The following is a 13,727-nucleotide window of genomic DNA, read 5'->3' as shown; positions in this document are numbered from 1 at the left end:
GATAGATGCCGCTGCGTTAGCGTCGGAGCATGGATCACACCTCGTTCAAACATAGACCACAATGGTCGGTCGGCCGCCGCGGATTTCTCCGTACAGGCTTTGGTGCGACGCTCGCGCTGCTTGGCAGCGGCGTGGCCGCGCAAGCGGGCGATACGGGAGACGCGCTCGACACCAGCGCGATGACGCTGACCTTCGAGGATAATTTCGATAGTCTCAGCGTCTCACCCTGGGGGCCAGGCACCCGCTGGATCGCGCATACACCCTGGAACGGCGATTTCGGCGGCGCGCGCTTTACGGATCCCAAAGGCGATTTCCCCTTCTCGATCCAAGACGGCATGCTTCGCATCACCGCGGCGCGTGACGGCAAGGGCGCGTGGCGCTCCGGTCTGCTCGCTTCGGTCGATGCGAAGGGGGACGGCTTTTCACAGGAATACGGCTATTTCGAAATGCGCGCCCGGCTGCCGGACGGCCCCGGCGTCTGGCCGGCCTTCTGGCTGATCGGCAAGGATCGCTCGAAATCCACGGCCGAAATCGATGTCCTGGAATATTATGGTGACAAGCCGGGCGCCTATTCCGCCACCGTGCATGTCTGGCATCGCGGCGGAAAGCATGATTCCGATTTTTCGCGCATCAATGTCTTTGGAACAGCAAGTCCAACGGACATGCACACCTATGGCGTAAAGATCGATACGGATTTCATACGCATGTATTTCGACGGCAAGTTCGTTTGGAAGACCAAGGTCCTGCCGGAACATCGCCAGCCGATGTATATGCTTGTGAATCTCGGCATCGTCGAAGGCGTCACCAGCATGGTGGCCCCGGATCCGTCCTTCATGTTTGTCGACTATGTCAGGGCCTACCAATTCAAGTAGGCGCCTGGTTTGCATGCCTTCTCTCTGCAGCGACAGTCTCAGCCTGCACTCTTTCAATAAACGCAGAATCGAAACCTTCTCCCTTTGGGACGCAGGGTATTTTCGCGCGTGAGGCACTCGGTTTCCTCTTCCCGTAATGCTTTTGGACAGCTCGCGACCGCCTCGGCGGTCGCTTCCGACGAAATGTCTACGTCGGCTAAGGCTTAAGACTTTCGTGGAGGACGGCAGTCATCCCAATGATCAACTGGTGATTTTCCGACAGCGTGAAATTCTGCTGACGACGATTGGGCACGCAGACCGTGCCGTCGCAGTCAGCAAACGTAGCCCGGAGCACAGCGATGATCGATTTCGATTTAGAAGAGAAAGCCAATTCTCCCGTAGCCATGCACTACGACCGAGACCGCAACCTTCACGACATGGTGCGTGAACAGGCTCAAGCCACGCCGCACACGACGGCGGTCGTTTTCGGCGATACGGCGCTTAGCTACCGCGATCTCGATCGGCTCTCCGACGCATTGGCCGCCTATCTCGTGAAACTCGGCGTCCGCAAGGCTGACATTATCGGCCTGTTCCTGCCGCGCAGCCTCAATGCCATCATCTGCAAGCTCGCCATTCTCAAGGCGGGTGGCGCCTATCTTCCGCTCGATCCCGCCTTTCCGCTCGAACATCTCGATTATGTCATCGGCGAATGCGAGCCGAAGGTGGTCTTCGTCGATTCGGCCTATGGCGATAAGATCAGCGTCGTTCCCAGCATGCGCGGCCGGGTCATCGAGGCCAGCGCGATCATCGCGGAAATGACCATCCGCCCGCCGCAGCCGAAGCCTTCCGTCAAGATCGGCGGCGACGACCTGGCCTACGTCATGTACACCTCCGGCTCGACGGGCCGGCCGAAAGGCACCGCGATCGCGCATCGCAGTATCTCCCGAGTCGTCCTGGATCAGACCTATGTCGATTTCCAGCCGGATGATGTGGTCCTCCACACCGCAACGATCGCCTTCGACGCAGCGACCCTCGAAATCTGGGGAGCCTTGCTCAACGGCTGCACGCTTGTCGGTATGCCGGACACCAGCTTCTCCGTCGCTCGTCTCAGCAACCTGATTCGCGAAACCGGCGTCAGCGTCATGTTTCTGACGACGGGGCTCTTCAACGTGTTTGCCGACCATGCGGACGGCGATATGCCGAAGCTTCGCCATGTCCTGTTCGGCGGCGACGTCGGCTCGGCGGTTCATGCGCGCCGTTTTCTCGACCGTCATCCCGGCTGCAAGCTGACGAACGCCTACGGACCGACCGAAACGACGGTTTTTGCGACAGCCTTTGAGATACCTCCGAACTTTTCCAGCCAGGAATTGCCGATCGGCAGGGCGATCGCGCATACCGGCGTTGCCGTCCTCGACGAGGAATTGCGCGAGGTCCCGCACGGAACCGAAGGGCAGTTGGCGATCTCGGGCGACGGGCTTGCGATCGGCTACTTCAAACGTCCGGAAATGACTGCAGAGAAGTTCGTGACGATCAGCACGAATGGCGGACAGAAGCGCTACTATCTGACGGGCGATCTCGCCGTTCTGCATGCGGACGGCATGGTCGCCTTCAAGGGACGCCGCGATCGGCAGATCAAGATCAACGGCAAGCGTATCGAGCTCGATGAAATCGAGGCGGCGCTGAGACGCGATCCGCGCCTTGCCGACGGCATCGTCCTTTGCCACGTCCAAAGCCCGACGCTGAAGCGCATCGTCGCCTACCTATGCCCCCGTCAAGGGAGTGCAGGCCCCGATTTCGTGCCGAGCGTCATGGCGACGCTGCGCGCAACGCTTCCGGCCTACATGATCCCGAGTGCCGCCGTGGTGGTCGACGCATTCCCGCTGACGCCGGCCGGCAAGGTCGACCGCTCCAAGCTTCAGCCGCCGCCGATGGAGCAGATCGAGATTGCACCCGACGCCATCGCCAAGAGCCAGACGGAGACGCTTCTGACAAGACTCTGGCAGGACGCGCTGGGTGCGGGGAAAATCGATCTCGACAGAAACTTCTTCGACCTCGGCGGAACGTCGCTTCAGCTCATGGAGATCCATGCAGGCCTTGAGGCCGAGCTCGAGCGCTCCGTCGACGTCGTCGCCTTGTTCAAGCATCCGACGATCCGCGAATTGGCGCGCTACGTCGACGGCAAGGCTTCGGGTTCAGCACGTGCGATCGCAGCCGCCCAGCGCGCCGCTCTCCAGAGAAAGACCATGTCCCAATTCCGCAGGAGTTCTTCATGACGAAAGATTTCGACACCGGTCATGCCAATGGCAATGAGCGTGATTTCGATAGCAATCAGGATTGGGACAATCAGGATTCGGGCGGTATCGCAATCATCGGCATGTCCGGTCGCTTCCCGGGAGCGCCTTCAGTAGCAGCGCTTTGGCAAATGGTTTGCGAGGGTCGGAATGCCTTCTCGCAATTCTCGCCGGAAGAACTCGAAGATGCCTTTACCGACGAGGAGCGCGCGCAGCCGAACTTTGTTCCGGCCCGCCCGCATCTTCGCGATATCGAAATGTTCGATGCCGATTTCTTCGGCATGTATCCGCGCGAGGCAGCGCTGACCGATCCGCAGCACAGGGTCTTCCTGGAAATCTGCTGGGAAGCACTCGAAAATGGCGGCTACGATCCGCAGCGCTACCCGGGAATGATCGGCGTCTTCGCCGGCTCCTCGATGCCGACCTATCTGATCAACAACGTCCTTGGTGATCGCGCCAAGGCGGAGGAATTCACCTCCAACTATCAGATCGGCTGTTTCCAACAGCTTGTCGGCGCGCTCAACGACACGCTTGCCACACGCATCGCCTATAAGTTCAATCTGCGCGGTCCCGCCTTCACAGTGCAATCGGCCTGCTCGACCTCGCTGCTGGCCGTGTCGCAGGCCTGCCAGAACCTCTTGACCTATAGCTGCGACATGGCGCTTGCCGGCGGCGTCTCCATCACCATTCCGCAAAGGCGGGGCTACATCTATCAGGAAGGCGGCATGGCCTCGCCGGATGGCACCTGCCGTCCCTTCGACGCGAACGCCGCCGGGACAGTCTTCGCCAGCGGCGCCGGCGTCGTCCTTCTGAAGCGCCAGGAGGATGCTATCCGAGATGGCGACCATATCTATGCGATCATTCGCGGCTATGGCGTCAACAATGATGGCTCCGACAAGGTCGGCTTCGTCGCACCCAGCGTMGAAGGCCAGGCCGAAGCGATTTCCGCAGCCTTTGCGAATGCCGCCGTCTCGCCGGCTACTATCGGCTATGTCGAATGCCACGGCACGGCGACGCCGCTCGGCGACCCCATCGAATTCAGCGGCCTCAAGGGTGCTTTCTCGGAGGATCCGCCGGGGCAAGCAAGTTGTGCCCTCGGATCGGTGAAAGGCAATATCGGCCATACGGACGCCGCGGCCGGTGTTACTGGCCTTATCAAGACGGCGCTGGCGCTGGGCAAGGCGAAGATACCGCCGATGCCTAACTACGAGAAACCGAACCCACGCATCGACCTCGAGCGCAGCCCCTTTTACATCCCGACCGAAATGATCGACTGGCCGGAAACGGAGGGGCCGCGCCGTGCCGGCGTCAGTGCATTCGGTGTCGGTGGCACGAACATTCACGTCATCGTCGAGGAGGCGCCGGTTCGTCGCGCCGAGTCCGCCGGTAAGCAGGAAGAGCCCTATATTTTGCCGCTTTCGGCATCGAATCCGGCTGCCCTCTCAGCGATGCGCGGCAATCTCGCTGACCATCTTGCCAAGAGCCCCGGCCTGCCTTTGGCGCAACTGGCCCACACGCTGCAGGCCGGCCGGCGTGAATTCAATCACCGCCTCGCCATTGCCGTCAGCACTGCGGAAGAAGCGATCGATCGCCTGACAGCGGAGCGCTATCAGCCGCTCGTTGCCGCCGATCAACCGCCGGTCGCCTTCATGTTTCCGGGGCAGGGCGCTCAATATCCCGGCATGGGCGCCGGTCTCTACAGCGCGGAGCCGGAATTCGCCCGCTGGATCGACCGCGGTGCCGAACTCCTGAAGATGACGCTTGGCGTCGATCTGCGCGACTATATCTGCCACACCGGCCCGGTAACGCAGTCCATGGCCGACGAGCAGCGCGAGACGCGCATCGCCCAGCCCTGCCTCTACCTCGTCGAATACGCGCTGGCGCGGCTGTGGTTGAGCCGTGGCGTCAAGCCCTATGCGATGATCGGCCATAGCGTCGGCGAATTCGTTGCTGCAACGCTTGCAAACGTCATCTCCTTCGAAGACGGCTTGCGGCTGGTCGCCAATCGCGGGCGGCTGATGCAGAACCAGCCGCATGGTGCGATGGTGTCCGTTCGCGCCGATGCCGAAACGGTCTCCATGCATCTGCGCGGCAATGTCGAAATCGCCGCGATCAATGCGCCGAAGCTCTCCGTCATCTCAGGGCCGTTCGAGGATATCGACACGGTCTGCACCATTCTCGAATCCGCCGGCATCGCCTTCAGCCGGTTGCATACCTCGCATGCCTTCCATTCGGCGATGATGGATGACGCCGTTCTTGCCCTGCGTGAAGAAACGGCGAAGACCACCTACGGCAAGGCCACCATGCCGTATATTTCCTGCGTTACCGGCGACTGGCAGACCGGCKAACGCGGAACCTCGCCGGACTATTGGGCGAGCCATTGCCGCGATGCGGTTCACTTCGCCGATGGTCTCATGACGCTCTGCCGTGGCCGAAAACCGGTGCTTCTGGAAGTCGGTCCCGGTCGAACGCTCTCCGTCTTTGCCGCGCAGACGATTGCCCGTGACGGTCTTGCCGCCATCGTTCAGTCGCTGCCCGAGCATGATCGTGCCTTTGCCGCTGCCGAGACCCTGGCGGAAGCACATGGCAAACTCTGGATGGCCGGCTACACGCTGGAATGGCCGGCTCTGCCTGCCAACGCCCAGCAGCGCCTTGCACTGCCGACCTATCCGTTCCAGCGCCAGCGCCACTGGATCGACGCACCACAATCCTCCCGCCGTGCGTCGAGCCAACCGGCTCTGCCCGCTGAAATTCCTGCGCCCGCTGCCTCTTTCGCAGCCGATGTCAACCTTGTCGATGAGAACAACGCCATGAACGTCGTAACACCACTCTCCCTTTCCGATCGCGTCCTCACACTTGAAACATCCCTGTTGACCTTGCTCGGCGAAATGTCAGGGGAGACGTTGGGGGTTACCGAGCGGGCCGTGACTTTCCTCGAACTCGGTTTCGACTCGCTGTTCGTCGGCCAGTTCGCGCAGCGCATCGAGAAGGAATACAAGGTCAAGCTTTCCTTCCGCGAGCTGCTCAGCAACATTCCCTCAGTCGCTGATTTGGCTCTGCATCTCGACCAGCAGATGCCGCCGGATGGAGTAAAACCAGCCGCCGCACCGCAGGCGACGCCGGTTGTCGCTGCCGCCGCGCCCGTTGCCGCAGCACCGTCGCCGGTCGCAATTCCGATGGCGCTTCCCGTCGCCCCAATGCCGATGGCGTCAGGCGCTTCGCCCGATTTGGCAGCCGTGCTGCAATCGCAGATCCTGCTCGCGCAGTCGTTGTTTGCCCAGCAGTTGCTGATCCTGCAGGGCGGCACGGCGCTCGTTCCGCCCGCTGCTGCTGCGATGGCAGCCGCCCCGCAACCAGTGCCGGCCGTTGTCGCTGCTCCCGCGCCTGTCGCTGCAGCCGCCGCCAAGCCGGCGACGGAGGCAACGGAAACCGAATTCGGCACGGAACGCATCAAGCTCTACCGTCCGGGCGCAAAGAGCCTGGCGCCCGAAATATCCAATGCGAAACGCGCCTTCATCGCCGACCTGACCGCCGCCTATGAAGCGAAGAATGCCAAGTCCAAGGCCTTCACCAAGGACAATCGCCATTGGCTCGCCGACCCGCGCACGGCTTCCGGCTTCCGCGCCGACTGGAAGGAAATGGTCTTCCCGATCGTCTGCGACCATTCCAAGGGCGCGCACATCTGGGATGTCGACGGCAACAAATACGTCGATCTGGTCAACGGTTTCGGTCAGACTGCCTTCGGTCACGCCCCGGATTTCGTCATCGATGCGATCAAGGCCCAGGCAGACATCGGCTTTGCCATCGGCCCGCAGACGCCGCTTGCCGGTGACGTTGCCGGAATGATCGCCGAAGTGACCGGCCATGAGCGGGTCACCTTCTGCAACACCGGCTCGGAAGCCGTCATGGCCGCCATGCGCCTTGCCCGCGCCGTCACCGGCCGCGACCGCATCGTGGTCTTCGCCAACGACTATCACGGCCAGTTCGACGAAGTGCTGGTCAAGGGCCGCAACCGGGCTGACAAGCCGATCGCTTTGCCGATCGCTTCCGGCATCCCGATGGCCTCGGTATCCAACATGACCGTGCTGCGTTATGGCGCACCGGAAAGCCTCGATTTCATCCGCAACAATGCCGATGAGATCGCGGCCGTTATCATTGAGCCTATCCAGAGCCGCCATCCCGAACTGCAGCCGATCGAATTCGTTCGTGAGCTGCGCGATGTCGCAACCAAGTCTGAATTCGCCCTGGTCTTCGATGAAGTCGTTACCGGCTTCCGCGTCGATCCCGGCGGCATGCAGGCAATTTGGGGCATCAAGGGCGATATGGCGACTTATGGCAAAGTTGTCGGCGGCGGCATGCCGATTGGAGTTCTGGTTGGAAGCGCGCGTTTCATGGATGCTCTCGACGGCGGCCATTGGAATTACGGCGATGACTCCGTTCCCATGACCGCCCCGACTTTTTTTGCCGGCACATTCGTACGTCACCCGCTGGTGCTTGCCGCGGCAAATGCCGTCCTGCATCACATCAAGGGCGAAGGTGCGGAACTTTATGGGCGGGTCGCCGAACGGACCCAGGCCCTCGTCGCCGAGATGAAGGCGGAGCTTGCCAGGCGCGGCATTGCCGATGTCGTTCACGGCTATAAGAGCTGGTTCGCCGCCGACTTCAGCAGCCAGGATTCGCTGGGGTCGCTGTTTTACGCCCAGATGCGCCTGAACGGCGTCCACATCCAGGAAGGCTATCCCTGCTTCCTGACGACGGCCCATAGCGAAGGCGATTTCCAGACCATCGCCAAGGCTTTCCGCGATAGTCTCGATGCCCTGCAGTCGGTGGGCATTCTCGCGCCTGCCGAAGATAGGCCAACTCCGGCGGTCGAAACGAAAGTACCCGCGGTAGCGCGCGCTCCGCGGCCTCAATCCGCACCGCTGACCGAGGCACAGACGGAAATCTGGCTGGCGGCACAGGCCGGCGACGAAGCCTCGTGCTCTTTCAACGAGTCCTTTTCATTGAAGCTCGAAGGCGCTTTCGACGAGAAAGCGTTCCGCAAAGCCATTGATACTGTCGTTGACCGCCACGATGCCTTCCATATCCGTTTCGACCGCAGCGGCCAGTTCTTCCACCTCATTCCGGATTTCAAACTTGACCTGCCGCTGGTCGATGGTGCCGATGAAGCTCATCTACGGCAGATCATCGAAGATGAGGCGCTGACACCCTTTGACCTCGTGAACGGTCCTCTGGCCCGCGCCAGCATCGTGAAGCTTAGTGACGACAAGCACGTCTTCGTCTTCACCGGCCATCACATCGTCTGCGACGGCTGGTCGATCAACGTCTTCGTGGACGAGTTGTCGACCGCCTATGCCGCCTACCAACAGGGCGACACGCCGAGCTTCGAACCGGCTCTGTCCTTCGCCACCTATTCGACCGACTTCGCACCGAAACCGGAGAAATCCGGAGCAACGGAACAATTCTGGCTCGATCAATTCAAGACGGTTCCCGATCTGCCGGAAATGCCACTTGACCGGCCGCGCCCGGAATATCGCAGCTTTGCCGGCGGAACCTGCACCGGCTTCATCGGCGAAGAGGTCTACAAGACGCTGAAGAAGGCAGGGGCAAAATCGGGTGCGACGCTGTTCTCCACCCTGCTTGCCACCCTGCAGGTGACGATCTCCAGGCTTTCCGGCCAGGATGACATCGTCATCGCCATCCCGTCGGCCGGCCAGAGCCTGATCGGCGACCAGATCCTTGTCGGCCACTGCGTCAATCTCCTACCGCTGCGCCAGACCGTKACGCCGGCGGAATCCTTCGTGACGCACCTGAAGGCAACGCAGCAGTTGGTCTTCCAGGCGTTCGAGCATCAGGACTACACCTACGGCACGCTGGTGCGCAAACTCGGTATCAAGCGCGACTCTCGGCGCCTGCCGCTCACCGAGATCCAGTTCAACCTGGAGCGGATGGCCGGTGGCTCCGCCTTCGGCAACCTCAAGCCCACGATCGAGCCGAATGCGAAGGCATTCTCCAACTTCGACATGTTCTTCAACATGATCGAGGCAACGGACCATATTCGCATCGACGTCGACTACAATGCCGATGTCTTCGACCGCGCCACCATCGAGCGCTGGATCGGCCATTTCGCGACGCTGGCAGCAGCACTTGCGAAAGATATGGATCGCAAGGTCTCCGACCTGTCGCTGCTGACGGCGGACGAGAAATCCTGGCTGATCGACGACCTGAACCATACGGCGATGGAGTATAATCACGACGAGTTTGCCTTCTCGCTCTTCGCCCGCAAGGCAGCACAAACCCCGAATGCTGTCGCCGCCGAACATGACGGCCGCACGATMACCTACGGCGAACTCGAAACCCGCTCCAATCAGCTCGCCCTCTATCTGCAGATGGCGATCCCCGAACCCGGCCAGCGCGTCGCGCTTCTCGTCGAGCGCTCGCTGGAAATGATCGTCGCTCTTATGGCGGTMATGAAGTCCGGGCACACCTATGTGCCCATGGATCCGGCCCATCCCGAGCCGCGGTTGCGTCAGACGCTGGATATCGCCCGCGTCGGCGGCCTGATCTGCGACAGCGACGAGATGGCACGGCTTGCTGCCTCGGGCACGCCTATCATCCGCGTCGACAAGGACGCCAAGGCCATCGGCTCGATGACGGGTGCTACCCTGAAATACCTGCCGACCGACACGACCGCTCCGGCCTATATCATCTTTACCTCGGGCTCGACCGGCATGCCGAAAGGCGTCGAAGTGTCCCACCGGGCGCTGACGAACTTCCTCCTCTCCATGGCGAAGGAGCCGGGATTCACCGCCAGCGACACGCTGATTGCCGTGACGACCATCTCCTTCGATATTGCCGGGCTGGAAATATACCTGCCGCTGATATCGGGCGGAAAGGTCGTCATCGCCAGCCGCACCCAAGTACAGGACGGTTTCGCGCTGGTGAAACTGGTCAACGAGCACAATGCCACGGTGCTTCAGGCAACTCCGACGCTCTGGCAGATGCTGACCGAGGCCGGCCTCAAGGAACGGCCGAACCTGAAGATGCTGTGCGGCGGCGAACCCTTGCCGAAGGAGCTGGCGAAATCGTTGCTGACGATCGGGGGTGAGCTCTGGAACATGTATGGCCCGACGGAGACGACGATCTGGTCTTCGTTGCAGCGGATCACCGACGCGGATCAGCCGATCACCATCGGTCACCCGATCGCCAATACGCAGCTCTACATCCTCGACCAGAATAATCGTATCGCGCCGATCGGCGTAACGGGCGAACTGCATATCGGCGGCGACGGCCTGGCGAACGGTTATTTCGACCGGCTTGACCTGACCGAGAAAGCCTTCGTGCCGTTCTGCTTCGCAACCGGCAGGCCGAAGCGGCTCTATAAGACCGGCGATGTCGGCCGCCGCCTGGCCGACGGGTCGCTGCAATTGCTCGGCCGGCGCGACCAGCAGATCAAGCTGCGCGGCTTCCGCATCGAACTCGGCGACATCGAAGCCGTCGTTTCCAAAGCCGAAGGTGTCCGCCAATGCGCCGTCGTCGCGGCGGAGAACCAGAAGGGCGACCGCTCTCTCGTCTGCTACGCCGTGCCCACCATCAGCGGCGCCGAGCTTTCGTMAGCCAATCTCGCCGCCCATGCCAAGGCCAATCTTCCCGGCCATATGGTGCCGAGCTTCTGGGTGACCGAAAGCGAGCTGCCGCAGACGGCCAATGGCAAGCTCGACCGCAAGACCCTGCAGTTGCGCGGCGTGCCGCAGCGCGAGGCCGCAATCGTCAAGGTCCAACCCAAGACGGAGACGGAGCGGCGGATCCTGACGATCTGGCAGGAGGTGTTGAACCTCGGCGACATCAGTGTCGACGACAATCTCTACGCGCTGGGTGCCGACTCGCTGACCATCTTCCGCATCGCCGCCCGCATGCTCGATACCGGCCTGCCGCTGGAGGCAAAGCATCTGCTGCGTCATCCGTCGGTGGTCGAGCTGGCGGCCTTTGCCGACAGCCAAGGCGAGATCAAGACTGATCCGGCGCAATTCCACGTTCCTTCATTGAGAGACTTCCGTAACGGCGCACGCCGCGGATTGGAGAGGGCGATATGAGTACTGTTGAAAACAGCCCCGTAGGCCAGGTTGCCGATCTGGAGATCATCGGCGAGTTTCCCTGCACGCAGACGCAATTGCGCTGCTGGATTCTCGACCAGTTGCTCCCCGGCAATCCAGCCCTTAATGTCGCGGTTCGTTGGGAAATTCGCGGCACATTCAAAGCCGCCACCATCGAGCAGGCCTTTCGCAAGGTGATCCAGCGCCACGAGATCCTGCGGACGCGGTTCATCGAAAGGGAGGGCCGCCCCTATCAGCAGGCGGTCGACCGGATCGATTTCAAAATGTCGGTGATCGACCTTCGCAGCATGGCGGCCGATCAGCGTCAGGCGAGAATTATGTCGATCGGCGAGGAGACGGCGCAAGCTCCTTTCGACCTCGGCAAGCCCGGGCTCTTTCGCGTCTCCTTGCTGATGGCCGAAAATGACCGCGGGGTTCTCCTTATCACCGCCCATCAGAGCTGCTTCGACGGTTGGTCGATCCGCGTGCTCGGACGGGAAGTGGGGGAAATCGCCGCCGCTATCGACGCCGGCAGGCCGCCGGTGTTGCCGGAATTGCCGCTGCAATATGGCGATTATGCCCTCTGGCAGCAGGAATATCTGCAGAGCTACGGCTTCGAGACGGAAAAGACCTTCTGGAAGGAAAAACTCACCGGTGCGCCTTACTTCGAGGTCACTCCGGATCATCCGCGCGGCCGTGTGAAGACCAATCACGGCAATATTCTCTCCGTCGCGCAGCCTCTCGCCTTCAGCGAGCGCATGGACGCCGCCGCACGGGCTCACCGCGTCTCGCAATACAGCTATGGCGCCGCCATCATCAGCGCCATGCTGCATCGGCTGACGAATGCACAGACGGTGATGTTCGGTTCGCAGGTGGCGGGCCGTGAACATTCCGATCTGGAAGACCTGATTGGCGTCTTCATCAACAACCTCGTCCTGCGCTTCGATTTTTCTTCCGACATCTCGTTCGCACAGCATATCCATTCGGTCAGCGAGACGGTGGAAGGGGCGCTGAACCATCAGCGCATGCCGTTCAACAAGCTGGTGGAACTGATCAATCCGGTCCGCGATCCCTCGCGCAATCCGCTGATCTCGGTGAACTTCAATTTGCAGAAGGCATTCTTGGAGGATCACCGCTATGGCGGCTTCGAGCTGATCAGTTCGCCCTCGCAATCGCCCGGCGTCATCTACGATCTGAGTTTCATCATGATCGGCCGACCGACGGGCTGGCGCATGTCGATCGAATATAACGCCGATCTCTTCGATGCGCGCACGATCGAAAGCCTGCTGCAGCTTTGGCAGAAAGCCTATGAGATCGCCCTCGATCATCCCGAGGCATCGCTGTCTTCCCTGACCGTGCCTGAACGGCAGGCGATCGCTGCCGCCAGGGACACGGCGGCCGAGGCGTCCGCAAGCCACGCTTCGGCCGACACGCCGGTGGCGAAGAAGACGGCGGCGCTTGCCGCCCTCTGGCAGGACATTCTCCAAGTTCCGCAGGTGCGGCCGCAGGACGACTTCTTCGCGCTCGGCGGTCATTCCCTGCTGGCACTGCGGCTGCTGTCGGCGGTGCGGGATAAATTCAACGTCAAGCCGACGTTGGAGCTTTTGTTCAAGGAACCGACGCTCGAAGGCTTTGCCGCCGCGATTTTCGAGACGCCAAAGACAAAGGAGCCCGCCACCGGGATCGCCAACCCTTGGGAATTGCTCACCTGCAAACGCGGCACGGGGCCGGCCTCGCTTTATACGCTGAACCACCCCTTGCTGTATTACCGCCTGGCAAACGCATTGCCGGATACGATCTCGGTTCATAACGTCAACATGTTCAATCCCGATCTCAGAAAAGGTCTGGCTGATCTGCGTCTCGAAGACATCGCTCGCCATGCAGTCGACGCCATGCAGATCGACGTCAACGCCGGACCGATTGCCCTTGCCGGGCTCTGCGTCAACGGCACGCTGGCCATGGAAGTGGCCCGGCAGTTGCGGGAGAAGGGCGCCGATGTCAGCTTCACCGCCATCATCGATTCATGGGCGCCAGGCTACTTCCGCTCGCTGCCGAAAAAGGAGCAGAAGCGCTGGAACAGGGAGCGGCGCGTCAAACGCTTCAGCTATTTCACCAGGAAGGTATTGTCGGGCCGGATGCCGTTGATCGTCTACCTCAAGGAGTTCAACTTCTCACTGGCACTTCTGAAAATGTTCGGTGTCAAAGCTGGGCAATATTCATCTGACGAAGAGGCCAATGCGGCGGTGACGGATCTGCTGGTGGCGGCGGCGCGCAGCTATAAGCCGGTGCAGAACAAGGACCCTTCTGTGATACTGTTGCGCAGCCAGGCCAATCATCACCGCGCTCGCAAGCTGCTGTTCGGGTGGGGCGACGCGGTGGCAGCAGATACCACCGTTGTCGACATTAAAGGCTGGCATGAGGACTCGGTGGCCGAACTGGCATCGGTCGTCTCCAAGAAGTTCGGCGGCGCCTAAGGCGCCGCTTCGAAAGCT

4 protein-coding genes are annotated in these 13,727 nt (G+C 61.3%); all 4 read left to right on the top strand.

All coding sequences use genetic code 11. The annotated features are described in order from the left end of the window. Positions 1–29 precede the first annotated feature (29 nt). The 4 genes from QD357_RS11080 to QD357_RS11065 all read left to right on the top strand — a co-directional run bounded on the left by QD357_RS11080 (position 30) and on the right by QD357_RS11065 (position 13,709). Complete coding sequence (locus QD357_RS11080) at positions 30–872, top strand: glycoside hydrolase family 16 protein (protein WP_414124314.1); 843 nt, start codon at positions 30–32, stop codon at positions 870–872. A 338-nt stretch (positions 873–1,210) separates the two neighbouring features. Beyond that, a complete protein-coding gene (locus QD357_RS11075; protein ID WP_414124313.1) occupies positions 1,211–3,124 on the top strand; it encodes an amino acid adenylation domain-containing protein in 1,914 nt (637 codons plus the stop codon). After that, positions 3,121–11,235 (top strand): amino acid adenylation domain-containing protein, encoded by an 8,115-nt coding sequence (locus QD357_RS11070; RefSeq protein ID WP_414124312.1) that lies wholly within the window; start codon positions 3,121–3,123, stop codon positions 11,233–11,235. Before QD357_RS11075 ends, QD357_RS11070 begins: the two co-directional genes overlap by 4 nt. Next, positions 11,232–13,709, top strand: coding sequence for a condensation domain-containing protein (locus QD357_RS11065; RefSeq protein WP_183938184.1), 2,478 nt, complete (start codon positions 11,232–11,234; stop codon positions 13,707–13,709). The genes QD357_RS11070 and QD357_RS11065 overlap by 4 nt, the downstream gene beginning before the upstream one ends. The last annotated feature ends 18 nt before the right edge of the window (positions 13,710–13,727 follow it).

The sequence above is a fragment of the Rhizobium sp. BR 317 genome, assembly GCF_047445835.1.
Lineage (GTDB): Bacteria > Pseudomonadota > Alphaproteobacteria > Rhizobiales > Rhizobiaceae > Rhizobium > Rhizobium paranaense.
Note: the sequence above shows the minus strand (reverse complement) of the source record. Positions and strands in the feature narration are given on the sequence as shown.

Excerpts from the sequence above, each read along its gene's own strand:
- QD357_RS11065 (WP_183938184.1), top strand. The coding sequence starts at position 11,232 with ATGAGTACTGTTGAAAACAGCCCCGTAGGCCAGGTTGCCGATCTGGAG.
- QD357_RS11075 (WP_414124313.1), top strand. The coding sequence starts at position 1,211 with ATGATCGATTTCGATTTAGAAGAGAAAGCCAATTCTCCCGTAGCCATG.
- QD357_RS11080 (WP_414124314.1), top strand. The coding sequence starts at position 30 with ATGGATCACACCTCGTTCAAACATAGACCACAATGGTCGGTCGGCCGC.